The 25,419-nt window shown below is 35.6% G+C and carries 26 protein-coding genes and 3 pseudogenes; 11 read left to right on the top strand and 18 right to left on the bottom strand.

The annotated features are described in order from the left end of the window. Window positions 1-54: 54 nt before the first annotated feature. The 5 genes from leuS to ABWU69_RS06410 all read right to left on the bottom strand — a co-directional run bounded on the left by leuS (window position 55) and on the right by ABWU69_RS06410 (window position 5,150). Window positions 55-2,589 carry a leucine--tRNA ligase gene (gene leuS, locus ABWU69_RS06390; RefSeq protein ID WP_353285097.1) on the bottom strand — a complete coding sequence of 845 codons (2,535 nt, stop codon included), beginning with the start codon at window positions 2,587-2,589 and terminating at the stop codon, window positions 55-57. Between the two features lie 12 nt (window positions 2,590-2,601). Then, the gene (locus tag ABWU69_RS06395; RefSeq protein ID WP_265026646.1) at window positions 2,602-3,216 is read right to left on the bottom strand and encodes a murein hydrolase activator EnvC family protein; all 615 of its coding nucleotides are present in this window, start codon (window positions 3,214-3,216) and stop codon (window positions 2,602-2,604) included. A 53-nt stretch (window positions 3,217-3,269) separates the two neighbouring features. After that, window positions 3,270-3,596, bottom strand: coding sequence for a MerR family transcriptional regulator (locus ABWU69_RS06400; protein ID WP_353285098.1), 327 nt, complete (start codon window positions 3,594-3,596; stop codon window positions 3,270-3,272). After that, the gene (locus tag ABWU69_RS06405; protein WP_265025836.1) at window positions 3,596-3,901 is read right to left on the bottom strand and encodes an integration host factor subunit alpha; all 306 of its coding nucleotides are present in this window, start codon (window positions 3,899-3,901) and stop codon (window positions 3,596-3,598) included. The genes ABWU69_RS06400 and ABWU69_RS06405 overlap by 1 nt, the downstream gene beginning before the upstream one ends. Window positions 3,902-3,962: 61 nt before the next feature. Then, window positions 3,963-5,150, bottom strand: a complete 1,188-nt coding sequence (locus tag ABWU69_RS06410) for an MFS transporter (RefSeq protein ID WP_265035045.1) — start codon at window positions 5,148-5,150, stop codon at window positions 3,963-3,965. A 157-nt stretch (window positions 5,151-5,307) separates the two neighbouring features. Here ABWU69_RS06410 and ABWU69_RS06415 point away from each other — a divergent pair, with 157 nt between their 5' ends. Beyond that, on the top strand, window positions 5,308-5,679 hold the full coding sequence (locus ABWU69_RS06415; RefSeq protein ID WP_265025838.1) for an ankyrin repeat domain-containing protein: 372 nt from the start codon (window positions 5,308-5,310) through the stop codon (window positions 5,677-5,679). 266 nt (window positions 5,680-5,945) lie between these two features. Continuing rightward, window positions 5,946-6,257, top strand: a complete 312-nt coding sequence (locus ABWU69_RS06420) for an NUDIX domain-containing protein (protein WP_265025840.1) — start codon at window positions 5,946-5,948, stop codon at window positions 6,255-6,257. Between the two features lie 237 nt (window positions 6,258-6,494). Here ABWU69_RS06420 and folD read toward each other — a convergent pair whose 3' ends face one another. The 5 genes from folD to ABWU69_RS06445 all read right to left on the bottom strand — a co-directional run bounded on the left by folD (window position 6,495) and on the right by ABWU69_RS06445 (window position 10,839). Continuing rightward, window positions 6,495-7,373, bottom strand: a complete 879-nt coding sequence (gene folD / locus ABWU69_RS06425; RefSeq protein WP_353285099.1) for a bifunctional methylenetetrahydrofolate dehydrogenase/methenyltetrahydrofolate cyclohydrolase FolD — start codon at window positions 7,371-7,373, stop codon at window positions 6,495-6,497. Beyond that, window positions 7,357-8,019, bottom strand: coding sequence for a UbiX family flavin prenyltransferase (locus ABWU69_RS06430; protein ID WP_265025842.1), 663 nt, complete (start codon window positions 8,017-8,019; stop codon window positions 7,357-7,359). Before ABWU69_RS06430 ends, folD begins: the two co-directional genes overlap by 17 nt. Beyond that, window positions 8,012-8,278 (bottom strand): DUF2312 domain-containing protein, encoded by a 267-nt coding sequence (locus ABWU69_RS06435; RefSeq protein WP_341818653.1) that lies wholly within the window; start codon window positions 8,276-8,278, stop codon window positions 8,012-8,014. Before ABWU69_RS06435 ends, ABWU69_RS06430 begins: the two co-directional genes overlap by 8 nt. Window positions 8,279-8,291: 13 nt before the next feature. Beyond that, complete coding sequence (locus ABWU69_RS06440; protein WP_353285100.1) at window positions 8,292-9,572, bottom strand: HlyC/CorC family transporter; 1,281 nt, start codon at window positions 9,570-9,572, stop codon at window positions 8,292-8,294. Window positions 9,573-9,660: 88 nt separating this feature from the next. After that, window positions 9,661-10,839, bottom strand: coding sequence for an aspartate aminotransferase family protein (locus ABWU69_RS06445; protein WP_353285101.1), 1,179 nt, complete (start codon window positions 10,837-10,839; stop codon window positions 9,661-9,663). A 498-nt stretch (window positions 10,840-11,337) separates the two neighbouring features. Between ABWU69_RS06445 and ABWU69_RS06450 the strand changes: the two are divergent. Further along, window positions 11,338-11,460, top strand: a pseudogene (locus tag ABWU69_RS06450) (4-hydroxy-tetrahydrodipicolinate synthase); the annotation flags it as partial. A 51-nt stretch (window positions 11,461-11,511) separates the two neighbouring features. On the opposite strand, the pseudogene ABWU69_RS06455 reads toward ABWU69_RS06450, so the two are convergent. The 5 genes and pseudogenes from ABWU69_RS06455 to ABWU69_RS06475 all read right to left on the bottom strand — a co-directional run bounded on the left by ABWU69_RS06455 (window position 11,512) and on the right by ABWU69_RS06475 (window position 16,130). Next, window positions 11,512-12,726, bottom strand: a pseudogene (locus ABWU69_RS06455) (IS256 family transposase). A gap of 236 nt (window positions 12,727-12,962) precedes the next feature. Continuing rightward, window positions 12,963-13,749: pseudogene (locus ABWU69_RS06460) on the bottom strand (IS5 family transposase). A 422-nt stretch (window positions 13,750-14,171) separates the two neighbouring features. Further along, the gene (grxD, locus tag ABWU69_RS06465; protein ID WP_265035036.1) at window positions 14,172-14,495 is read right to left on the bottom strand and encodes a Grx4 family monothiol glutaredoxin; all 324 of its coding nucleotides are present in this window, start codon (window positions 14,493-14,495) and stop codon (window positions 14,172-14,174) included. 15 nt (window positions 14,496-14,510) lie between these two features. Then, the gene (locus ABWU69_RS06470; protein WP_265035034.1) at window positions 14,511-14,729 is read right to left on the bottom strand and encodes a BolA/IbaG family iron-sulfur metabolism protein; all 219 of its coding nucleotides are present in this window, start codon (window positions 14,727-14,729) and stop codon (window positions 14,511-14,513) included. Window positions 14,730-14,807: 78 nt separating this feature from the next. Beyond that, the gene (locus tag ABWU69_RS06475; protein ID WP_353285440.1) at window positions 14,808-16,130 is read right to left on the bottom strand and encodes a malic enzyme-like NAD(P)-binding protein; all 1,323 of its coding nucleotides are present in this window, start codon (window positions 16,128-16,130) and stop codon (window positions 14,808-14,810) included. Between the two features lie 134 nt (window positions 16,131-16,264). On the opposite strand from ABWU69_RS06475, the gene pgsA reads away from it, so the two are divergent. The 7 genes from pgsA (at window position 16,265) to ABWU69_RS06515 (ending at window position 21,895) form a co-directional block, all read left to right on the top strand. After that, entirely contained in the window at window positions 16,265-16,798 is a 534-nt protein-coding gene (pgsA, locus tag ABWU69_RS06480) for a CDP-diacylglycerol--glycerol-3-phosphate 3-phosphatidyltransferase (protein ID WP_265035032.1), read from the top strand. Between the two features lie 120 nt (window positions 16,799-16,918). Continuing rightward, window positions 16,919-17,860: a hypothetical protein gene (locus ABWU69_RS06485; protein ID WP_265035030.1), complete on the top strand. Its 942-nt coding sequence runs from the start codon at window positions 16,919-16,921 to the stop codon at window positions 17,858-17,860. A gap of 60 nt (window positions 17,861-17,920) precedes the next feature. Further along, window positions 17,921-18,628 (top strand): outer membrane protein assembly factor BamD, encoded by a 708-nt coding sequence (locus ABWU69_RS06490; RefSeq protein WP_265035027.1) that lies wholly within the window; start codon window positions 17,921-17,923, stop codon window positions 18,626-18,628. 59 nt (window positions 18,629-18,687) lie between these two features. Then, window positions 18,688-19,428: a YebC/PmpR family DNA-binding transcriptional regulator gene (locus ABWU69_RS06495; RefSeq protein ID WP_265035618.1), complete on the top strand. Its 741-nt coding sequence runs from the start codon at window positions 18,688-18,690 to the stop codon at window positions 19,426-19,428. Continuing rightward, window positions 19,425-20,588: a peptidoglycan DD-metalloendopeptidase family protein gene (locus ABWU69_RS06505; RefSeq protein ID WP_410540916.1), complete on the top strand. Its 1,164-nt coding sequence runs from the start codon at window positions 19,425-19,427 to the stop codon at window positions 20,586-20,588. The genes ABWU69_RS06495 and ABWU69_RS06505 overlap by 4 nt, the downstream gene beginning before the upstream one ends. Before the next feature lie 7 nt (window positions 20,589-20,595). Further along, window positions 20,596-21,441: an SPFH domain-containing protein gene (locus tag ABWU69_RS06510; RefSeq protein ID WP_353285441.1), complete on the top strand. Its 846-nt coding sequence runs from the start codon at window positions 20,596-20,598 to the stop codon at window positions 21,439-21,441. A gap of 325 nt (window positions 21,442-21,766) precedes the next feature. Next, the gene (locus ABWU69_RS06515; RefSeq protein WP_265035023.1) at window positions 21,767-21,895 is read left to right on the top strand and encodes a WPE palindromic element domain-containing protein; all 129 of its coding nucleotides are present in this window, start codon (window positions 21,767-21,769) and stop codon (window positions 21,893-21,895) included. Between the two features lie 74 nt (window positions 21,896-21,969). On the opposite strand, the gene ABWU69_RS06520 is transcribed toward ABWU69_RS06515, so the two are convergent. From ABWU69_RS06520 to ABWU69_RS06530, 3 genes are all read right to left on the bottom strand, one after another. Then, entirely contained in the window at window positions 21,970-22,110 is a 141-nt protein-coding gene (locus ABWU69_RS06520) for a hypothetical protein (RefSeq protein ID WP_265035022.1), read from the bottom strand. 525 nt (window positions 22,111-22,635) lie between these two features. Beyond that, window positions 22,636-23,697 (bottom strand): hypothetical protein, encoded by a 1,062-nt coding sequence (locus ABWU69_RS06525; RefSeq protein ID WP_353285102.1) that lies wholly within the window; start codon window positions 23,695-23,697, stop codon window positions 22,636-22,638. A gap of 113 nt (window positions 23,698-23,810) precedes the next feature. Continuing rightward, complete coding sequence (locus ABWU69_RS06530) at window positions 23,811-23,933, bottom strand: hypothetical protein (protein ID WP_265035020.1); 123 nt, start codon at window positions 23,931-23,933, stop codon at window positions 23,811-23,813. 18 nt (window positions 23,934-23,951) lie between these two features. Here ABWU69_RS06530 and ABWU69_RS06535 point away from each other — a divergent pair, with 18 nt between their 5' ends. Continuing rightward, the gene (locus ABWU69_RS06535) at window positions 23,952-25,346 is read left to right on the top strand and encodes a malonyl-CoA decarboxylase (protein WP_353285103.1); all 1,395 of its coding nucleotides are present in this window, start codon (window positions 23,952-23,954) and stop codon (window positions 25,344-25,346) included. The last annotated feature ends 73 nt before the right edge of the window (window positions 25,347-25,419 follow it).

A 25,419-nucleotide genomic window follows, 5' to 3' on the forward strand; every position in this document is an offset into this window, starting at 1 on the left:
GACCACTTTTGCTTCAATATTTGCGATGCCCCTGAACAGATACACTCGGATTTTTTATATAACTATATTTACTATCTTATTTGGTACAGCATATACAGTGCGAACTTTGCTTTGATCGATCTTACTGGACACAGAGTCTATCGCTATTTTCTTCAATTCTTCTTGAGGTAAGTTAATTGCCACCTTTATTGTTGTACGTAATTTTCCATTGATTTGCACTGCTATAGTTACCGTATCGTCAACTAATAATGATTCATCAGCTTTTGGCCAAGGTTGACCTCCTATTTCTTGCCATAGGCTTTCAGCTAGATGTGGTATGAATGGTTCGATTACTCTGATTAGTATGCATATACCTTCATCAATAAGAGATTTTCCAGCTTCTACGTCTATTTCAGCTATTAAATTCGTCATTTCGCGAAATTTTGCCACTACACAGTTTAATCTGCAGTTTTCCAAGTCATCTGTCAGTCCGTGTAAGAGTTTATGAATTTTTTTTCTGTACTCTAGAAGTCCACCCGTAACACTTTCATTATCATAGTGTATATTTACAGGTCTCAGCTGCATTACCATACGCCACAATTTGTTTATATAGCGAGAACAGCCTTCCACGCCATCATCGGACCATTCCATATCTTTTTCTGGAGGAGTGTCGGATAACACAAACAAGCGAGCAGTATCAGCACCATACTTTCCTATGATAAAGTTTGGGTCAATTGTGTTCTTTTTCGATTTGCTCATTTTCTCGACTTTTCCAACCTGAACCTTAGCTCCTTGTGCAATCAACTCTTTTGCTTCTTCGGGAAACAGCCATTTGCCATTCTCGTCTTTGTAAGTTATATGGCAGACCATTCCTTGAGTGATTAAAGTAGAGAAAGGCTCTTTAATAGCAAAATAGCCACATTTGGTTAAAGCACGGCAGAAAAATCTTGAATAAAGCAAATGCAAAATTGCATGTTCTATTCCACCTATATAATAATCAACAGGCATAAAACGATTACATGCATCTTTGTCTATTGATTTATCTTCACTACAGAATGCAGCAAAATACCAGGAAGACTCAAAAAAGGTGTCGAATGTATCAGTTTCACGCTCTGCTTGCTTTCCGCATTTTGGGCAGTCAACAAATTTCCAAGTTGGGTGTTTATCAAGCGGATTACCACCACTTGCAAATTCCACATCTGTTGGTAGAACTACAGGAAGGTCTTTTTCTGGTACTGGAACAGTACCACAGTCTTTGCAATATATGATAGGTATAGGGCATCCCCAATAACGCTGTCTTGAAACTCCCCAATCGTGCAAACGATAGTTTGTTGTTTTCTCACCTATCCCTTTTTCTTTGAGCTTTTTAATGATTACTTCCTTTGCTCTACTTACCGTTAATCCGTTTAAGAATTCAGAATTGAACATTACCCCATCGCCAGTATACGCCTCCTTTGTCATCCCAGTGCTTCGACACTGGGATCCATTGTAAGAATTCTGGATTCCAGCGTCACGCGCTGGAATGACACCTAAGTGGGCTGAAGAAATAACGGAAATAATCGGCAAATTGTACCTCTGCGCAAATTCAAAATCACGCTGATCGTGTGCAGGGCAACCAAAAATCGCGCCTTCTCCATATTCCATCAACACAAAATTCGCTATGTAAAGTGGCAATTCCTTATCAAGAAATGGATGTTTTACGTTTAATCCGGTGTAAACTCCTATTTTTTCGTCACTCCCTCTCTTCGATTCTATTTCCTGGATCCAAGTAGTCAAGCACTGGGATGACAAAACTTCAGGAGCATTTGGAAGCCTGATATCTTGCACAATAGGGTGCTCTGCTGCCACTGCACAAAAAGAAGCCCCAAACAAAGTATGAGGATAAGTCGTAAAAACTTTTAATTTCTTATTCAGGCCAACGATTTCAAACTCTATAGTTGCTCCTTCAGATTTTCCTATCCAACGCTCCTGCATTGTTTTGACTTTTTCTGGCCAATTTTTCAAACTTTGCAGGCACTTGAGTAAATCTTCAGCGAAATCAGTAATCTTTAAAAACCATTGGGACAACTTACGTTTTTCAACAACTGCACCTGATCGCCATCCTTTTCCATCAACCACCTGTTCATTTGCAAGCACTGTTTGGTCCACTGGATCCCAGTTAACCCATGACTCTTTTCGATAGGCAAGCCCATGCTTTAAAAAATCCAGGAAAAATTTTTGTTCGTGTTTGTAATAATCAGGCTCACATGTGGAGAGTTCACGCTCCCAATTATAAGAAAGGCCTATAGATTTCAACTGTGTACGCATATTATCTATATTCTCTTTTGTCCATGTTTCAGGGCTAATATTGTTGTCCCTTGCTGCATTTTCAGCTGGTAATCCAAACGCATCCCAGCCAATTGGATGCAAAACCTCAAATCCATTAGCTCTCTTGTAACGTGCTATCACATCCCCTATTGCATAGTTACGTAAGTGTCCCATATGAATTTTACCAGATGGATATGGAAACATTTCCAACACGTAACACTTTTTTTGTTTACTATTCTTGCTTACAGAAAAATCCCATTTATCTTGATAAAATTTTTCAACACTTTTAAAATCATATTTCATATAAATCCAAATTCAATTACAGTTCACATGCATCAAAGGATCAACCGCTTGGCCATTATGCCGTATTGTGAAACACATCTGTGGATCTTTATCTTGTGTGCTTGATTTACCTGCAGATCCAATTACTTGACCTTGCTTTACTTTATCGCCAATTTCAACATGTATGTTTTTTAAATAGGAGTACACAGTCATGTAATTATCTTTGTGTTCCACTATAATTAAATTCCCATACCATCTCAGCCCTTTGCCTACATATACCACTTTGCCGGGTGCAGAGGCAACTACGTTCGTTCCATTTTGAGCAGCAATTTTTATGCCATCCTTACACATTTCATCAGAAGAGGTAGCTGAAATAACTGTACCTTTAACTGGCATTACAAATTTACAATTTACCCCATTAATTTCCACGTTTTGTGCATTATTGTTATCTTTGTATATCCTGTTTATGATGGCTTTTCTACTTTCTTTTTGCACTGAAGGCTCCCTAGTTAAATGGTACTCTCTTGTATATTCCAGCTCTCTTTTTCCGTAAAATCCTTCGCCTTTAAGCAGCACAGGTGCAGGTTTTTGCAGGCCACAGCCTATTAATATTGCTAATAACATAAGAAATGAGGCTATATGCCACATTTTAGATATATCAACTCTCACAAAACTCCAAAATTTTAGCGAGACGTAGTGTTTCACGCCTGTTCGTTACTTTCCTCGTTATTTATTTTACTAGTTAAATAGTCCCTCAAATCGGTAAGTTCTTGCAACAAATTCTTTGTGACTTTTATATCATTACCAAATTCTTTTTGCACTCCTTTTATTGTATATCCTTTATCATATAGCATGTACTTTACTTTCTTTATGGCCTCTATACACTTACGATCATATAGCCTTCTTCCTTTACGCTTTGTAGGCTTAATTTGATGAAATTGACCTTCCCAGAATCTCAGAACATGCTGTTCCAAATGTAGCTCTTCAGCTACTTCCCTAATCGTATAAAATAATTTTTCCTTATTCATTAATTATTTATTGATTTTTTTATAGTTTTTGAAGGCCTAAAAGAAACTGAGTTTCTTGCTTGAATCATCACTTTCTCTGATGTATTTGGTATATTTCCTGGTCTTTCCTTCTTTTTTTTGACCAAGAATGTTCCAAATGACGATATTTTCACTATTCCATCCTTTGCCAAGCTCGTCTTCATTTCGTCCAATATATCGTCTATTATCGAAGCAGAGTCTTCCTTTGATAATCCTATTTCTTGGTTTATATTTTCAGCTATCATTGCCTTAGTTACTGTTGTGTCTTTTGTTGTAACGTGATCCATAATTGAGTAAGTATTGCAATATGTAAACACAATATAGCAACTGACTTAAGGTTCAGCTACTTTATTTTTTAGGGTATGTCTCTTTTGTAGCATAATTTAAAATACTGGCAGTTGCCAACGTTACGAATATTGCAAAAAGCGCCATTTGATAATCTGTAAAAAGTGCTAACATTGACACTATAACTCCACTGCCAATAAACATAAATCCATTGATAATGGATGATGATGTGCTAATGTATTTTCGTTTCACAATCTCGCTGCCGACAGTAAAATTAAGCATATGTCCTCCCGCAAAAAACCCGAACATTAACATACAAAAGTACACAACGTGGACTGTTAAATGGCTGCATAGTAAAATAATAATTGAGACGCCTTGCAATAAAGCAAAAGCAGAAATTACATGTTTCCTATTTTTAAATAAGTTTGAGATTCGATCTGCAATTGGAGCACCAACTGCAAGACCAAGCCATAGTATTGCGGTTGCTATACCTGACTCCATTGCATTGAGTTCTGAGTTGCTCAGTAACCTTGGAGCCCACAAGGTATTAAGTGCTAAAAATGTTCCAAAAGTAATAGCACCCACCACTGAAGTTATCCAGATATCTCTTAATTTTAGCACCGTTAGTACAGAGCACATTACTGTTCTTATAGAGCTTTTTATTGTGCACTTTTCTGAGCTGCTTTCTGGAAGTGTGTTTGGATAAAAAAGCGTAAGTACAAATATCAACACACCAAACAGTATTATGCATACAATCAGATTCTTCCAATCTGCACCTTCAGCAAGCAAGCTAGAGAACAATATTTGAATTATCAGTGCAGAAAGACTTGAAATCGTTTGCACTAGTGAAAACATCAATCCAAATTGGGCAACAGGAAAACATATGCTACTTGTATGAGCAGCACCAATAAAACCAAATGATGCTCCAGTTGCAATAAACACTTGAGATAAAATTAAATGGGAAAAATTGTTACCGTTAACAAGGACAAGAAACCCGAGGATTATAGTTGATGATGAGAAAGAATAAATTTTTTTACTGGAAAAAACATTAAACATTGCCCCACTAAAAAATTGTAAGATGGCAAAAGTCCAAGTATATGCTGAATTAGCCAGTGCAACTTGCGTGATTGTGAGCCCAAGTTCTTTTTCAAGATGCACACTTATAAAGGTGTAGATTATCTGCATGTTGCTGAATATAACAACCAAGTTACTAATCAGCCAAATGAACCAAGCCTTAGTTCTACTTTCCATAAGATTTATTTTTATAAGTAATTTTCTAATAATTTAACACTAAACCTTTTTCGAAGCTATAGGTCCTGATGATAGACATAAGTGTTGAAAGCAAGAACCCTTGATTTCCTTTAGCTTTACTGTATACTTAAAGGGTTTTATTCTAGAGGTTAGTAGTATGCCACCACAAGATATGTTTCAGCTTGGAAAATTCAATAATATGCTTGCAAAAGTAAGTGATAGTATTGACTCCGGTCAGGGCGACCCAACTAAATTTATTGATGAAGTAAAGCATAGGTTGCAGTTGCAAGAAGAACTTAAGGCAGTATATGAAGAATGGGAAAGAAGCGGATTTGATATAAATTTTAGGTTCAGGCTAACTGATTGTAGTCCAATTAGAGAAACAACGCTACTGCACATTGCCATTCTATGCAGAAAAAATAACGTTTGTGTACCAATAGTTCGATGCTTGTTGGATAAGGGGGCTAATCCCAATGATATTCTTGAATTTACTAGTTTTCGGACAACCTCTAAAATCATTCTAAACTGATACAGTTAAATAGCTTTATTAATGTTCACTTTTAGTTTCTTGCAAATTTATAAATTTGTTAAGTGGAATTTTTATATTGAGTAATTGTATTTATAATATATTATTTTGTATAATTGATTTTTTGAATTATTATATTAACTCTAATATTTTTGGTTTAATGAAAGATAATATTATTTATCACTCTCACTTAGGCGTATACGGTTTAATTTTAAAACCTAAAAGTATAGTTTTGGTGAAAAAAAGTCGAGGTCCTTATAAAGGGTTGTTTGATTTACCAGGTAGAAATTGCTGAAACGCTTGAAGAGGCGCTTGTAAGAGAAATTAGAGAAGAAACAGGTTGTTTAGTGAAACAATACGACCAAATCCGAACAGTTACTAGCCTATATCATTATAATGAAGACAATGTAAATAAATGTCTAAAACATATAGCAGTTTTATACAAAATTGAAATCATAGGAGAAATAAAGCGAGAATCTGATGGAAAAGATTCTGATGGTTGTATATGGCAAAATATAGATACTATAAACTATAAAAAAATTTCTCCGATGGTTCATATAGCAAGTAAATTCATAAAATGAAGACTATTATTTTTATTACAGGTGTATCCACGGTTGAAAAATCAAGTTTAGCTCATATATTAGGTTCAAAGCTTTTTGTGCCTAGAAACTTTGCGATTCCACTAACTGCTTGTAGAGAAAAAAGAATAGATGATGATCCTAAATATTTAATAAATTTGACTACTGAGGAATTTCAAAAATCTCAATTTTTTATTAATTGTGAGATGTCTATCTTCATACAGCTTTCCTCTTCATACCTCAACTAATAAAATTAGAAGCATCAACTCCCTTCTGTAAGCAAGCAGCAATGGCAGTGTTCATCATTAGAAATGCAATGGTCATTGGGCCAACGCCCCCGGGTACTGGAGTAATAGCTTTGGCTTTCCCTTTTATTCCCTCAAAGTCAACATCACCTACAAGCTCTCCTACGTTAACGCTATTTATGCCAACATCGATCACTATTGCACCTTTCTTTATCCAGTCTGCTTGAACAAAATTTGGCTTTCCGACTGCTGCAACTACTATATCCGCTTTAGAGCAATATTCAGCTAAATCCTTGCTTTGTGAATGCAAGATGGTAACAGTGCAGTTTTCTTGCAATAGCAGGTGAAACATTGGTTTACCCACGATATTTGACCTACCAATTACCACTGCGTTTTTACCGGAAAGGTTCTCTTCAATTGATTTAATTAAATGCAAAGAACCTTTAGGAGTGCAAGGTATAAGGCAGTTTTTTTCACCTTTAACTAATTTGCCAACGTTTTCATCATGGAAGCCATCTACATCTTTTTCAATACTTACTGCGTTAATTACTCTGCTTGCACTAATATGATTTGGTAAAGGCAACTGTACTAAAATGCCATGCACAGATGGATCTTCATTTAATTCATTAATTTTTCCAATTAACTCATCTTCTGATGTCTCACAAGATAAAAGAATTGTTTCAGAACTTATGCCTATTGATTCTGCTTTTTTCTGTTTGTTGCGAACATAAACCTGACTTGCTGGATTGCTACCAACGAGAATTACTTTTAGGCAAGGAAAAATATTATGCTCCCTCTTTAGGGCATAAATCTTTTGTGATAGCCTCTCACACAGGTCGTTCGCTATTTTTTTACCATCAATAATAATTGTCACTTCCTTGCCACTCCTTAAAGTCAGGTAATTTGATATCAAATAAATCCAATACTTTGCCAACAGAATGATTAATAATATCATCCAACGATTTCGGTTTAATATAAAAAGCAGGCACTGGTGGAGCAATAATCGCTCCCATCTCCGTTAATTTTAACATATTTTGTAAATGCCCAAGATGCAGTGGTGACTCTCGCACCATAAGAACTAACTTTCTTCTTTCTTTTAGTGTTACATCTGCAGCTCTTGTCAATAGATTGGAAGTAACACCTGATGCGATTTCAGACATTGTCTTCATAGAGCATGGTGCTACAATCATTCCTGAAGTTTTAAATGAGCCGCTTGCTATTTTTTCTCCTATTTTTTCTTCAGAATAGTAAAAATCTGCAAGTGATGTAATATCTTCAAGTTTTTCTTTAATCTCATGAGCTAGAGTTATTTTCCCAGCACGGCTTATCACTAAATGAGTTTCATAACCAGGTTTGGTGCCATTTGAGTAGCTGACATTGGAATCTATACACTTTTTCTGGATCCCAGTGTCAGCTACTCGGATAAGAGATCTATTAATATTTCTTAACGCCTCTAAAATACGTACACCGTAAATAGAACCAGATGCTCCACTTATTCCAATTACAATTCTGCTATTCACTTAACTCTTCTTCGTAGCTCATTCCCAATGCACGTTTATAGGTATCAAGCAATATTTCCTGTTCCTCTCTGTCATCATCATCCATCTTCCTCAGCCTAATAATTTGTTTCATCACTTTTGTATCCCAACCTTCATCTGCGGCTTTTGCATATACATCACGAATGTGATCTTGCACATCCCTCTTTTCTTGTTCAAGTTTTTCGACTCTCTCTATGTAACCCTTCAACTCTTCAGCCGTTATTTTTACTGTATCTTCCATGAAACTCCACTAATTAATTGCTACTAGTATTACCAGTTTTTACTTGCACTTCAACAACAGTAATAATATTTTTATCTTTTTTTAAAATCTTAAAGCGAAAACCATACATGGAAAACTCCTCGCCTTCGTCAGGAATGCGCTCTATTTCATTCACAATCATACCTGCTAGAGTTGTAGCTTCTTCATCAGGAAGATTCCAGTGTAACTGCCTGTTAATGTCCCTAATAGTAGATTTTCCTTCTATGTGATACATATTATCAGATATTTTCTTTATGAAATTCTCCGTGATCAAATCATGTTCATCCGAAATTTCTCCAACTATTTCTTCCAGTATATCCTCAAGAGTTACAATTCCCTGCAGTGCTCCATACTCATCAATAACAAATGCAAGGTGTTTCCTGTTCTTACGGAAGTTGTGAAGTTGCACGCTGAGCGGTGTACTTTCTGGTATGAACCAAGGCTTTGACATAACTTGGGTAATGTCAACTTCTTCCGCTTTATTATTCTTTTCACGCAAGGCATTTATTAGACCTTTCACGTGAATTACACCTACAATTTTTTCTGATTCTTCTTGCCACAAAGGAATTCTACTGTGACTGCTGGTTAAAATCTTCCTTATCAGCTCTTCTTTATTTTGATTTATATCAAGAGAGAACAAATTTTTCCTGTGAGTCATGATTTGTGATATCTCTGTTTCAGCTAAATCAAGTATGCTGCTTAGCATATCTAAATCCTGTTGTAACATAGTTCCTTCACTGCGGTGAAGAGTAATCATATTACGCATTGCATCCGCTGCAGATATCACTTCCTTATCTTTATGCAGCCCACATAATTTCAGGATGAGGTTAACAATAAATTGAATACCTAGCGTCAATGGAGAAAAAATCTTTACAAAAAACAATACAAAATAAGCAGAAAATGATGCAAATTTTTCAGGATTTTGAATAGCATAAGTTTTTGGTAGAACTTCGCAGAACAATAAAATACAAAATGTCATTATAATTGTTGATAGGAGAATGCCCTCATTTCCAAAAAGATTGATAAATATTGCTGTAAATAAAGCAGAGCAAGTAATATTAATAATTGTATTGCCGAGCAATACCGTTCCTATTGTCAATTCTTTCTTATTTAATAAGCGGTCTATTACCCTGGCTCTTTTGTTACCGTCTAGCTTTAGCTTATTAACTCGAGAACGGCTAATTGAGGTTAAGCCTATTTCTGCTCCTGAGAACAAAAACGATAAAATTAACAAAATAAAAATTGCTGATGATACTAAGACCAATAACCAATCCATTAAAGTACGATGTTATTGTGATAAAAAACAAAGTTAATTTTACATGTTATGAAAGGCATTTGCAAGCTTGAATTTATATTACCGAATTTTATATATCTTTAATCTTAAAAAACAAATCATAAAGCATATTACAAGCTGCGTTCACATGCTCATCCTCAATGATAAGTGGTGGGGTTATCCTTACTACTTTGTTGTTTAAAACCCTAGTTATTATTAAACCTTTATCAAGAGATCGACTAATAATTTTATCGGCTACAGGAGTTGCTAGTTCTATTCCCATTAGTAACCCTTCTCCACGAACTTCTGAAATCATCTCAGGAAATTCTTTAGCTAAAGGCAACAGCTTTTCTTTTAAATATTTACTAATTCTCTTAACATGGTCAAAAAAGCCTTCTTTTAGCATTATATCGAGTACCGCATTACCAACAGTCATGGCAAGTGGATTGCCACCATAGGTTGATCCATGAGTTCCTGGAGTGATTGCTTCTGCTATGTAATCTTTTACTAAACATGCAGCTAGAGGAAAACCGTTACCCATAGCTTTTGCACAGGTTAGCATATCAGGTTCAATGCCGACATTTTGATAATAAAATAAAGAACCGATGCGTCCATATCCGCATTGCACTTCATCAAAGCACAAAATTATCCCTTGAGCTTTTGTTATTTCCCTTACTTTTTGAAGATATTTTACGTCTAGTGGATATACTCCACCTTCGCTTTGTATGGGCTCTAGAAACACAGCGGCTGTTTCATTGCTGATTTTTTTCTCCAAAGCTTTAATGTCATTTCTTGGCACTTTATCAAAACCAGAAAGGAGCGGAGCAAAACCTTCGCGTGATTTTTCATTGCCTCCAGCAGAAATTGCAGCAATACTGCGGCCATGAAACCCTCCTTCAATTGTAATAATACGATTACGTTTTGCTTGCCCCTTTGAATAAAAGTAACGACGAATAAACTTAATTGCAGCTTCTGTTGCTTCAAGCCCACTTGAGCAGAAAAAAACTTTATCTGCAAAAGTAAGGGTTGTTAAACGCTCGGCAAGTCTTTCTTGCTCGGGAATAGTGAAAATGTTAGAGCAGTGCCATAATGAGCTCAATTGCTCTTTCAGCTTATCTGTAATGTATGGATGACAATGCCCTAAAGAAGTTGTAGAAATACCTGCAGCAAAATCTAAATATTTTTTACCATCTTTATCAAAAAGATATGCCCCTTCTCCCCTGACTATAGGAGTGTCAAGTCTATTATACGCATTAACAACATGATCCATTTTATAAGTATTGTGGTATTATCTATACTATACCTGAAATGAATCCATTAACACAAAGCTTTTCCTTTAACCTCTTATGCTACTTCAACTAAAAATTTAGCCAATGCAAACCTTTTTTGTCATTCTATAGCTAAAGTGACTTAGTTTTACCAACGATTCGCCACTTATTAGCGAAATCCAGAGATATCGAAAATAAGCACAGTATGGCGTCTGTGTCATCCTGTAAAGGTCATCCTTCTTGGCGAAAATTACTCTTAAATATTACAACGTTCGTACAATTGTGTATTAAGAGAGAGCTTATTGTTCAAGAAGTTCTAGGCTCTGCGGACAAAAAATAAGGGAGGGAAGAAAAAAAGTGGTAGTTTAACCTAATAGATATAAAAATGGAGAAACTACCGAATGGAATATTATAAAAAAGAAAGGAATTGGAAACAAGTTTTAGAGTTTATAAAAGGCGTAAAAGGAATGCATAGTAAAGACGAAAAACGTCTAAGAATAGCACTTTTGCATGATATTGGGCTCATAGAACACAAAACTGTCCGGTTACCACTCAGCACAGAAGACTTGCCTTCTATTGAAATGCTAAGGCAAGTGAATGCTTGGGTGGGAGGAATTGATTAGTGACTAGGACAAAAACTGGGAATGTTCAAAAAAGTGTGTCAAACCGCATTTTTAGTTCAACTCAATTTTCAATCTATCTGGAAAGAAAATATCAAGTTGAGACATAGTTAAAGCCCAATTAGGCAGAGCCATAGTCCATTTTTGCTCTACTTTTTTTATAGCACAATATACCTGTTTATACAAGGCATTTGTGCTGGTAAATGAGCCCTTGGTTTTAGTGAATTTTCTGATCTGTCTGTGCAGCCCCTCAATTGGATTTGTGGTCCCTCCTAACTGGGCTAGAATACTTGAAATAACCAGATAAATTTTCCCAATTGTTCTGCCACGATTTTATAACCAAAGGATACTTTTCTCCCCATTTTTCTTCCAGTTCACGCAAGTAATTTTCAGCAATTTCTTTACTTGTAGCACGATATATTTTTTTCAAATCATTCATGAAAACTTTCACATCTTTGCTGGATACATATTTTAGTGAATTTCTTATCTGATGCACTATACATAGCTGTACTTCTGCTTTAGGAAACGCACTATTTATAGCTGCAGGAAAGCTTTTTAGCCCATCTACACATGCAATCAGAATATCTTCTACTCCTCTTTCTTTGAGGTCATTTAGCACTCCCAACCAAAAGTTAGCTCCTTCACTTTCAGCCAAATAAAAGCCCAAGACTTCTTTTCTGCCATTTTGGTCTATTCCTAATATGTTGTACATACATTTACTCACGCAATGCCGGTCTTCCTTAACCTTAAAAAATATGCCATCCATGAACACTATTGGATATACAGATTGCAGCGGGCGACTACGCCATTCGTTGATTACCGGTAGCAGTTTGTCAGTAATACTTGATATCTCTGCCACCAATATTTTGTGATCGTAAATTTCTTCTACATGTGATGCTATATCTCTATAGCTCATACCACTGGCAAATGTGCTCAAAATCTTTGTTTCAAGCTCTGGATGTAGGCTTGTTTGCCTTTTTTTGACTATTTGTGGTTCGAAACTTCCCTCCCTGTCTCTTGGTGTTAATAGCTCAAATGAGCCTGCACTGGTACGTAAAGTCTTTCCATTTCTTCGATTATTCTCTTCACTTTCAGCTAATAAGTGATTTTCTATTTCACCTTCCAAACTTGCCTCCAGCAGCTTTTTTATAAATGGTGTTAATGCTCCGTCCCTTCCTGTCAGCAGCCTTCCTTCTCGTATAGACGACAGGTTTCTAATTCTTTATAATCTACCAATCCGGTAGTTCTGTTTACTACTTTCTGACTCATTGTCAAACCTCCATTTTTTTATATCAATTTATTACTTTTTTTTCGGTTTGACACACTTTTTTGAACATTCCCCAAAAACTACGCTTATTAACACCATCAACGTTCTCTGGAGTTTCTATTTTCAAATTACGTATTTCTTCTAGATCGGATTTTACCTTTTCTAATAACGTTTTTTTTGTGTTTTTTTCTAAAAGGCTATGATAATCCTTTAAGAGCTTGTCCGGAAACTGGTAAACTCAAGCATATTCCCTCCTTAACATAACCCTACTCATAGCCAGGTATATGAAATTTTCAGTGGATGTTGTAAATATTCCTTTGATAGCCTTCTATTCCTCAAGCAAAAGTCCTTTCTACAACCCATCTTCTTGACTGTACTTTAAACCCCTGTTCCCTCATTGGTAGTAGTTCAGGTGGTGTGTCTTTGTGTACCCAAAACCTACATGGAGGCCTTTTAACAATTTTAATGTCTATTCCGTACTCTTTTTCTATGTACTCCTTTAAATTTCTTCCTTGATACCCCATATCAGACCACATTTTCTTAACGTTAGTATATTTTTTCCTTATATTATCCAATGCTACCATCTCTGTCATTTTCACTAGCAGCACCCACATAACAGCCTAATATAAAACCCTGAGATTATGTACCTTTTTCTACCTTTTACTTTTTTACCCCCATCATAACCTTTGACCCCCCTTTTTCTGTCGTTTTTACAGATTACTATGCAAGCACTTGGCTCCTCGTTTCTTCCCATTTTTGACCTACTATATTTAGTGATATCGTAGTTCATTTTTTCGAAAATTCCTTGCTTTTTCCACCTCCTAAATTGTTCATATACTTTCTTCCATGGCGTGCGGTAAATAGCGCCATTGACATCCTGTACGTAGTACATAAAAAATTGCCGATAATACTTCTCTTTTGCTATGTTTTAGCGGCCTTCCTCCTTTCTTGTATGATACTCTAAAGTGTTTCTCTATTAGCGACCACTCTCTTTCACTAAGATCTGTAGGATACTTTTTTCTCATTTCTAACCCCATTTTTAAAACTCATATACTATACTTTTTTTCGTTTGCGGATAAGCTCTAACTATTGCATTCCTGAACTTTTTGATTCATCATTTTCATGACAAAATCGTCTTAACTTTCTCTCCACTTCTTCTGGGTAAGGTCACTAACTCTTTAGTAAGAGACGGTAGACTGTTTACTGAGGAATATAGTCCTAAGACTGCTTCTATATAGTAATAGCGTAGCTGTGAATAAGTACACCCACACAAATTTTAAGTACTTATTCACAGCTACATCAATTTTTCTATTGACTTTTAACACAACTGCTCCACCTAATGCTTAAGCTTAAAAACACTAGATGCTTTTTTCAAGATACAAGATCCTTTTTCATAGCTATACTACGTTATACCAATTCCAGCGTCTGGGTACTGGTTTCTTGGTACTTATTCCGCAATAATTTTTTTTTCTTTTAATAAGCTTTGCAATTCACCTTTTTCGTACATCTCGCGGGTTATGTCGCAGCCACCGATAAACTCTCCCTTTATATATAATTGTGGAATTGTTGGCCAATCAGAAAACTTTTTTATAGATTCACGTATTTCATCATTCTCCAATACGTTAATACACTTAAACTTCACGTTCAATTTTTTTAGGATTGACACGACGAGTCCAGAGAATCCGCATTGAGGAAAATCAGAAGTGCCTTTCATATACAATACCACATCATTTTCTGCTATATTTTTTTTTATTTGTTCAAAATTGTTCATAAATTCACCTTATTTTTAAGTATTAGTTTCTAGCTGCAAGGCATGTATAGACTGACCTTCTAGTGCTTTATATACCATTTTATGCTGTTCTATTTTTGTCTTTCCGAGAAAGCGCTTGGAGGTTATTTTTAAATAATAATGATCATTATCTCCAGCAAGATCATGAATCTTTATATCAGCGTCGGGGAACGATTGTTTGACGATTCTTTCTAGTTCATGAATTGCAATAACCATTGATTTACTTTAAATTACAATACTTTTATTATAAATCTAAAACGATTGAGCACAATTGAATTATTGATTGTATAGTTACTAATATCGTGAAGACAGTAAATTCAGCATGTTAAGAGCACTAGCAAGGCGAGATTTTAATTGATTTTCATATTTGCTCCAATCTTGTATTGCCTTTCTTGCAACACCTGAGTAAACTGCAGCTTTTGCAACAGCAGGAGATACTATAGAAATTAATCTTGGGTCAAATGGAGTAGGTATTATATATTCACGTCCATAGCTCATTTTACGACCGCCATAGGCTGCAGATATCTCACCTGGTACTGGCTCACGGGCAAGCTTTGCTATTGCATCTGCAGCTGCAATTTTCATTTCATCATTTATTGTTGTTGCATATACATCAAGCGCCCCTCTAAATATATAAGGAAAACCCATTACGTTGTTGACTTGGTTGTTGTAATCTGACCTACCAGTTGCGATTATTGCATCTGGCCTCACAGATTTTGCAAACTCAGGCCTTACTTCTGGATCGGGGTTAGCGAGAGCGAAAATAATCGGGTCTTTGCCCATACTCTTTAACATCTCTTCATTTAACACATCTTTTGCAGATAGTCCGATGAATACATCAGCGCCTTTTATTGTATCAAGTAGAGAACGTTCGGAAGTATCAATTGCATACTTTTCCTTCCACTCATTCATGTCCTCGTTTCTACCTTTGTATATTACTCCTTGCTTATCACACAGCACTATATTTTTAGCGCCCATGGACTTTAGTATTTCTAAACATGCAATACCGGCTGCTCCAGCTCCATTCATGATGATCTTAACATCCTCTAATTTCTTTCCGGCAATATCAAGAGCATTTTCTATACCAGCTGCAACAACCACCGCAGTTCCATGCTGATCATCATGGAATACTGGAATGTCCATCAATTCACTCAGACGTTTCTCTATTATGAAACAATCGGGAGATCTTATATCTTCTAAATTTATTCCTCCCCAACTTGGTCCAAGATACCTTACTGCATTGATGAAATCTTCTATATTTTCTGTATCAACTTCTATATCAACTGCATCAATATCAGCAAAACGCTTAAATAAAACAGCTTTGCCTTCCATGACAGGTTTTGCAGCAAGAGGACCGATATTACCAAGTCCAAGCACTGCAGTGCCATTTGAAATGACAGCAACACAGTTGCTTTTTGCAGTATAATCATAAACTGCTTCAGGATTTTTAACTATTTCAAGGCACGGAGCTGCAACGCCAGGAGAATAAGCAAGTGACAAATCATACTGGGTAGATAAAGGTTTTGTTGGCATGATTGAAATTTTACCAGGGTTACCACCTCTACTGTGATACTTAAGTGCTTCTTGTTTTGTGGTACTATCTAAATCATCGTTCATCATTACATCCTTATATTTTAAGCTTGTATTTTTTAAGTATATGGAGTTTTTATGAATGTTCAATTGTAAACTATTAGCTTGTGAACTCTGTTGTACTTCTGTATAAGTTTACCTATTACGTAAGATGATATTACATGCTTAAGAAAAACGTGCCTAATTTGCTTACAATTTCTCGTGCACTTGCAATACCAGCAATAATATTAAGTTTTTATATAGAAAATAAATATGCAGGCCTGATAACAATATCAATCTTTGTGTTTGCGTGCATTACGGATTTTTTTGATGGTTACCTGGCGCGTGCGTGGAAAGTACAATCAAAGTTTGGCAAGCTATTTGATCCAATTGCTGATAAATTAATAGTGGTTTCAACGATAATTATGCTAATTTATAAGCAAAAGATAAATGATTTTACAATAGTACCGTCGATTATCATCATCTGTCGGGAGATATTAGTCTCGGGTTTACGGGAGTTTCTGATAGCTACAAATGTTAGTCTACCTGTAAGCAAAGCTGGAAAAATTAAAACATTTCTACAGATGGTTGCTGTAGTAGCGCTAATAATGAACGATTATTATATGATTCAATATACAGGTGTGATTTGTTTATGGGTTGCAGCTATTATAACTGTGTGGTCAGGCTATAATTATATCCTAGCCGGCATCAAATAGATTGATTAAATCTCCTAGGAAATAGTTAATAGACAAGAGTAGTTAATATCTTAGTGATATTGACTCAGAAAGCAAAAAGGTGTATAATTGTATTAACTTACAACTAATTAGGTTAATATTATGAAAACACCTAGTGGCAAATTTTCTTCTACCAAAAAGGTTCCAGGAAAGAATAAGAAAAAAAGAGATTTTGAACCATTAGAAGAGTTTTTTTGGGATTTTTGGCCAACAGTTGATAAAGAAGTCAAAAGAGAAAGGCTAGAACAAGAGCTATTAACACTAAAAAAAAGAGAGCTATATAGACAATGTGCATCATTGGTAACAATGGTTCCATTTGCATTATTTATGGCTATTGAACTGGAAAAAATATGTAGCGATCAGGTATTACTTGGCGTGATAAGTGGCACGCTAAGCCACACTATATTACCTTTCATGGTCCTATCTCTTATTTGTACACTATATTTAATTTACAATAATAGGAAAATAGCACAAAAAGAACGAGAGTTGAAAAATATTGAAAATGAAGAGGAAGTAAAGGAAAAAGAGCACAATATTTCTGATATAGGTCAGTGTTTGATCTATATTGAGGCTATAACAACTGCACTGGTCATTGTAGGTATGATAATGGGTGAAACATCTTCACTTGAAGCAGCAGAGGATGCAATTTTATTTCTTGCCAATGCAATTGCTTTTCTTGTAACTATTGTTTCTTATATTGATAAGCATGAAAAAAATAAGAAAAAGGAAACAGAAAAGTCTGATCTTGATGAGAAATCTAGCAAGAAAACTAGCAATATGTCTGTAGCCGGATTGGCGCTTGCTGGTTCTTCTATATTTTTAATAAGAAGGATAATGTTAATGGCATTAGCATCGTCCTTAAATCCTGCTGTTGGACCTACTTTAGGCTTGATAGGTATTGCAATTTTTATGGCTGTACAGGTCTTAACTATACATTCCTACAGCAAGACGCTGAAAGATCCAAAAGTGGAAGGACGAGGTGAATCAAGAAATGCAGGTAGTTCTGACCGTAGTTATAAAGAAGAAGGGCCGGCTATTGCCTAAGAAATTTATTTATTTAAGTAATATTTAGGTCTATACTTTATTTTGATCGAAAAAAATCTTATGTATAAGACTTTAATCACGTGCTTTATTTTCCTAATTTGCTCCTTTACACAATCGTATGCGAATGATCTTGAAAAAACTGAAACTGAACTATATGAAGAAGCAGTTGAACTTTTTGACCAGAAAAAATATAAACAAGCTATTAGGGCATTTCATAAGATAGAGGATTTGTATCCTTTGTCTTATTGGGCAATGAAAGCGAAATTATTATCTGGGGTTTCTCACTATAATATGGGTAACTATAGCAGTGCTGCAAGTGATATGGATGATTATATATATGTTTATTCAAATGGTGAAGATTTACCATATGTATACTACTTAAGAGTATTATCTTATTACATGCAAATTAATAAAGTGCAACTTGGACAGCAAACTGCATATAAAACTTTAGAGCTGGCTACAGAGTACATTAATCTCTTTCCAGGCAGCGAATATGTAGACGAGATAAAGGAAAAAGCAAAGCTAATCACAGAGCATATATCAACAAAAGAGTATTTTATCGGTAAATTTTATCTTAGGCGTGGTGAATATTTGGCAGCAATTAAGCGTTTCCAGAATATGGCAAGCTATAAGGATTCTAAATATTTTTCTAAGTCTATTAACCATTTAATAGCAGCCCATTCAGCTATTGGCCTTGACTTAGAAGCTAAGCAGTATGAAAGTATGTTATTAGCAGAAAACCTGCAAGATGCCAAGCCGGAGGCTTGAAAATTTGCTTTAGTTTTTTCTATGCTTTGATATATAATTAGGTTTTTAACTATTTGAATATGGCTGGTCATTCACAATTTTCAAATATCAAACACCGAAAAGGTGCTCAGGATGCAAAGCGCTCTCAAAAATTTACGAAGCTGATTAGAGAAATAACAGTTGCTGCAAAGCAAGGGCTACCCGATCACGAACTCAACCCGCGCCTTCGCTCTGCTATATTTGCTGCACGCAAGGAAAATCTACCAAAAGATAAAATAGAAACAGCAATAAAAAATGCAACTGGTAACGTTGCTGGAGAAAATTATGAGGAAATCCAATATGAAGGTCATGGGCCTTCTGGCACTGCACTCATTGTCCATGCCTTGACTAATAACCGCAACCGCACTGCTTCTGAGGTGCGTTATATTTTTTCTCGCAAAGGTGGAAATTTAGGAGAAACAGGAAGCGTTAGTTATCTTTTTGATCATGTAGGTTTAATTGTCTATAAAGCAGAGGGTGTGAATTTTGACGATTTATTCAGTCATGGAATCGAATTAGAAGTATTGAATGTTGAAGAAAATGACAAAGAAGGGTTACACGTTATAACTTGTGAAATAAAAGATTTTGGTAAAGTACGCGATGCCTTTTATGCAAAATTCGGAGAACCAGAACTTGCTCGTCTTTCATGGCAGCCAAAAGATCTGATTGAAATTAGCGATAAAGAGTTGATTGATAAATTATCTGCATTGGTTGAAGAGCTAGAAGATAATGATGATGTACAGTATGTGGAAGGTAATTTTACTTTTGTTGATAAGCTATGAGGCTGGTAATATTTGTATTGCTTTGTATTTTACCAGCATATGCTACTGAAACATCAACAGATCTTGCAGTGCTGTTCCAGTGTGTAGGGTGTCATCCCAGTGCCCAGACACTGGGATCCAGAAAAATTCAAGCACACTATGCAGCATTGTCAGTCAAAGAGCTGGATTCCAGTGTCAAGCACTGGAATGACACCACCCGCAAATTGCAATGTTCGTACAGTTGTGTGCCTAGACACTGGGATCCAGAAAATTCAATTACAAATGGACACACCAACTGGATTCCAGCGTCAAGCGCTGGAATGACAGGAGAGGATTTTGAGGTGACAGAAAGTAACCATGATAGAAAATTATTATTCATATCCAGTACCATAAAGTCTTCCTTTTTTGCCACGGGAATTGAGCAAGGATTGGCGCCAAATACAGTGGTAAAATTGATCAACATATATAAAGATTTTGGTGTTGATTTTAAAAAAGACATTGTGCCAAAGAGTAAATTGGAGGTTCTTTTTGAGAGATTGCCTAATAATCAGAAGACTGAAGAAAAAATTTTATATTCTTCACTGACAATAAACAAGAAAGCTATTAGTTTATATCATTATAAATCGCAAGACGGCAAAGAAAGGTATTTTAATAATGAAGGAATAAGCTTTAAAAATGGCGAAATTTTTGCAAATCCTTTGAATGGAGATTATCGCATATCCTCAAAATTTGGTAATAGAAAGCATCCTGTTCGCGGTAAAATTGCTTTTCACAAAGGAGTGGATTATGCAGCTAAGCTTGGCACTCCCATATACGCTGCTGCAGAGGGTGTGGTAGAATATATAGGAAAGAATGGTGGCTATGGAAATTACATAAAAATAAAACATAAAAATGAGTATTCAACCTGTTACGCGCATATAAGTAGATTTAGTGGCGATATAAAGTTAGGCTCTAAAGTAAAGCAGGGGCAGGTCATCGCCTATGTTGGTAGCACTGGTGTTGCAACAGGACCCCATTTACATTACGAAGTTATATATAACGGCAAACACATCGATCCGCTTACGATAGCGCATAAAACTGAAGTAAAATTGCCTGATCATGAATTAAGAGAGTTTAAACTATTTGTAAATAAGATAAATAAAACGATCAACAGAGAGGGTTCAAGTGGAAAAGAAGTTTAAAGACAATATGGATAAGAATACGATAAACGATAGAAATTTGAGTCAAATTCGGGCTTTTCCTGTATTAATAGCGCTAGGATTAATTTTATCGCTGCTTTTTTTGGCATATGACAGCACAATTGCACTTGGAGTTGTTGTTGTTTCAATTTTGACTTTTCTTCAAGGATTTTTTATTAATGACCCTAATGAAGCAAGAGTGATAGAGTTTTTTGGTCATTATATTGGAACTTATTTTAAGTCTGGAATATGTGTAACGCTTCCCTTTTCAAGCAAATATATAGTTTCCCTAAAATTTCAGAATATTAACACAGAAAAAATAAAAGTTAATGATGCAAATGGAAGTCCAATAGAGATTTCTGCAGTAATTGTTTGGAGAGTGAGCAGTCCTGCAAAGGCGTATTATAATGTTAACAACTATCACGAATTTGTTTTTGTACAAAGTGACTCGGTAATTAGAGAATTGGCGAGCAATTATCCGTATGATAGCGAAAGCGATGAGGAATCTTTACGTAAAAATTCTGATAAAATTTCAGATGAATTGCGGTCAATGTTACAACAAAGATTAGATATTGCAGGAATTGAGATTACAGAAGCAAGAATATCGCATTTGGCGTATTCGTCCGAGATTGCACAAGCAATGTTAAGGCGTCAACAAGCACATGCTATCACTTCGGCAAGAAGGCATATAGTGCAAAATGCAATAGGAATTGTCGAGGAAGTAATAGCTCATTTTGAAAAAAACAAAAGCTTACAATTAGATGGCAAGCAAAAGGTTCAATTGATAAATAATTTGTTGGTTGCCCTAATCTCTGAGCAAGATGCACAACCGACGATTAGTTTAGATAATAATTAGCTTAGGTATACTTTTAATTCTTTTTGGTTGATAGGCCAAACTATGTTATTATTATAATTTAGTAAAGAAATTTAAGATTATCAACATTTTAAGCTTGATATAGCTAATGCAAGTCAGGTTTCCCTCGTCATACCGCCACGAACCGTCATACCGCCGCGGTATCTCATCCGCTAACAAGCAGCGGGACGATAGCAGTCCTACGTCATACCACCGCGGTATCTCTTAGCCGCTAACACGTAGCGGGATGACTTAACCGTCATACCTTAACATAGATCCCGCTAACAAGCAGCGGGATGACGGTTGTCAGGCTAGCTGTCATCCCAGTTTGGAATCCAGGAAAAAGAATGGTGTCATCCCAGTGCCCAGACACTGGGATCCAGAAAACTTAACTCTACCAAGTAAATGTACAATCAATGGCGTCAATTTAAGGGAAAATATCAGTGATTGTGTATAAAATTTCTCTCTAAATTTTTTATCATTAAATTATCCAAAGAGTGCAATAAACAGCACTTTTGTTTCTGTTTTATTTCAACAAAGAAGTCTAAAATGTGTCCTTAAGTTGACGCCATTGAATGTACAATAAGAACTAGATTCCAGTGTCAAGCACTGGAATGACATCATAGGGGCACTGGAATAACACCTCTCTTGGGCTCTTTTAGCTATAAACATTAAGAAATTTACCAAATAAAAAAAAGGCAAAAGAAACCCCGTTGGTGGTTGGCTATTTACTATGTACTAAAATATCGGCGTTTTTTTATTCTAAAACGCTTGATTAAGAGCGATTTAGTTACTTTTAACTTGCAACTAACCTACACCGCAAGTGTTTAAGAAATTTACTAAGCAGGAAAAAAGGCAAAGAAACCCCGTAGTAGCTAGCATTCAAATTCTCCCTTGTCAATTTGACGTTTTTTGCTGTCTTAAACGCTTTGTAAGCGCGTTTCGGCTTATATAGGTAAAAACCCAGAAATTTTTAAAGACATGCGATGCACGTAGTGCGAAAAATTAAACATGAGACGCCAAATACCCTAAGTTTTTTGTCATTAACCTGCACAGATTGCGAAGATAAATAAATAGCTTCAGTCTCATGATAAGGGGACTGGCGAAGGGTGTCAAGTAAGTTTTTTGTTTCTATTCCCAATAAAAGTTTGTTATATGGTTATGCAAGAAGTCTAATGTTAGAAGGGTTAGTAATTCTTAACTACCACGAACATGTCCATTGCTGTGAGCAAAAGGTTCTACATTTTTCAAACAACTGCCTACTTTCAGTGAGTTGTTCAGATTATGCTCTATTTGTGTTTTTGTTTCGAACTTAAATCCTAACTTTTCGCAGAATTTTTGGAAATATTCTTTAATAATGTCAAACAAACTCTTTTCACCCTCTTGATAGTTTTTTAGCTCTTCAGGAGCAGTAAGTGACAATTTGCCGTCTTTATATGTTACACCATCTTTACTATCTTGAGACTCAAGTGTGAATTCTAATGAGCTGGATAGATCACATATTTTTTCTTCTGGATTGTCAAATGTGGTTATAGGTATTGCCATATCAGACTTAATTTTTATGTGATTGTGGTCAATGTAGTAGATATTTAGTGCTTTTTCAGGATCATGTGGAGTTAAGCTGTAACTGCTGAGCGCAGCGTGATACTCATTAAATATACCAGCTCCATACCCTGCTTGATTACAATTAGTGACTAGCTCTTCTAAAATGGGGTCACTTGGAACTTCTGCTCCAGCATATCCAAACATTTCCTTAAAAACTTCTTTTGCAAATGGGCGGTGATTTTTATCTCCCTTTTTTGGTAGTAGGTGATTATGCTCCTTTCCTATGTTGTAAAATCTTTCAAACTCTTTTCTATATGAATCAGTTTTCTGATGATCAGTAGTTTCAGGATTATTGAAGTGGTTCTCCCAAATTTTAGGTAATCTATTCTGATTAAGCTCTTTTAACACTGAATCAACAAAAACTCTACCCTGATCTGTATCTATTTCTCTTTCACCAACTAGAGAATCACTATAAATATCATTCTCACTAAGAAGCTTACTCTCATAGTCCTTCGCTCCTTCTTTCAGCGCAATAATAAGACTTTTATCTATTTTTTTTTCATTAATAACGAAATTCATCCTGTGGAAATCTAAGTACATTGTTTCGCCAGAGTTTGCTTCTTTATTATCCTCTGCAGCTCTTAATTTACTGAAGTCAAATTCTTTAGCTTGAGCGTTTAATGTAACGATTGGATTTTTCTTTGCTTCTGCCATAATCTTGCTCCCCATTAACATTCTGAAATTAATTGTATTACTGAATTATTAATAATCTAGTAATAGTGCCTGCTATGTAGCTAAAATTTTCCTTTAACTTAAGCTACATGTAGCTAAAATAACTTGGGTTTACCGACGATTTGACAAACGACAAATTCGTCATCCCGCTGCTTGTTAGCGGTATCTAGAGATACCGCGGCGGTATGACGTGGGGAAACCTGACTTGCATTAGCCATGTATAATAAAGGGAATCTATGACGAAAGAATCATTGGTAAAAACTGATATAGTGAAAGTTGAAGACAAAAAAGCGGTAAGGAGCTTTTTTAAAATACTAGGTGGAGTGGCAGATGCTGTAAGATCATGGATTGGTAACATCGGTCCTGATTTAAGTAACAGTCGCGATATCGATAGTTTAGTCTTGAAGATGAACGAGTGCTTAAATCCAAAGGGAGGGGAGGTTTCAGCACGTAAGAATGCTGTATCTCTTGGTAATTTGTACTTAAGCTTATCAGAGAAAGGTAAAATAAAATTTCTGGAAACCCTGGCAGAAAAATTTAATCCGAATAAAGAGGAAATAGACGAGAAAATAAAAGAGTATCAAAAGAATCAAAATCCTGAGTTAGGCTATAAGTTTGAGCAAGATTTGATAAAAATTCTTGAATCACCGCGTTCTAAAATATTGAAGCAATTTATTTCTTTACCAGAAGGCCTTAAGTTTATTGTTGATATGCGTTCTGATGTGCTTAAGCTAAAGAACCAACATAGAAGCTTGAACCCACTAGAGAACGAATTAAAAAATATACTCTATACTTGGGTTGATGTTGATCTACTCGATCTTCGTCAAATCACTTGGGATTCACCTGCATCATTGCTAGAAAAACTTATAAAATATGAAGCTGTGCATAAAATTTCCTCTTGGGATGACTTAAAAAACAGGCTGGGTCTCTGTTTTGCTTTTTTTCATTACAAGATACCAAACGAACCTTTGATTTTTGTAGAAGTTGCATTAATGGATAAGATTGCAGATAACATTCAACACCTTTTAGATGAGTCGGTACCTTCAAATGATCCAAGTAATGCAAGCACTGCTATATTCTATTCAATATCAAATACTCAAGCAGGGTTATCTGGAATCAGCCTTGGTAATTTTTTGATCAAAAGGGTTGTAGAAAAGCTGTCACAAGAGTTTAAAAGTATAAAAACATACGCAACTCTTTCTCCAATACCTGGCTTTACGAAATGGCTAAAAAACAATCTAAACCAAGATGTCACTTTATTGGGCAAACTAAATATAAAACAATCTAGTGCAGAAATTTTAGAAAGTGCAGAGCAATTAAAAACTAACGTTGAATGTACAAATGAAACTAAACAATGCATGCTTAAACTATGTGCACATTACTTGCTCAAGGTTAAGAGCAATAATGGAAGTGCCTATGATCCAGTGGCGCATTTTCATTTAAGCAATGGTGCATCGATAAAACAATTAAACTGGATGGCGGATACTTCTGAAAAGGGTATTAGTCAGTCGGCTGGGATGATGGTAAATTATCTGTATGAGTTGCCTAAAATAGATAATAATCATGAAAACTATATGGTTAATAAAGTGATTTCCTGCTCGAAAAAAGTGTCGTCTATGTTGAAGGAGTAAATAGTCTCTTAATAAATAATTGCCCTCACAACACTTAAAATGTAAAATGGTTCTACTTAAATAAAATAGCCAT

Origin of the sequence: Wolbachia endosymbiont (group A) of Beris morrisii, from assembly GCF_964028185.1 — a bacterium.
In the GTDB taxonomy this organism is placed as follows: Bacteria; Pseudomonadota; Alphaproteobacteria; order Rickettsiales; family Anaplasmataceae; genus Wolbachia.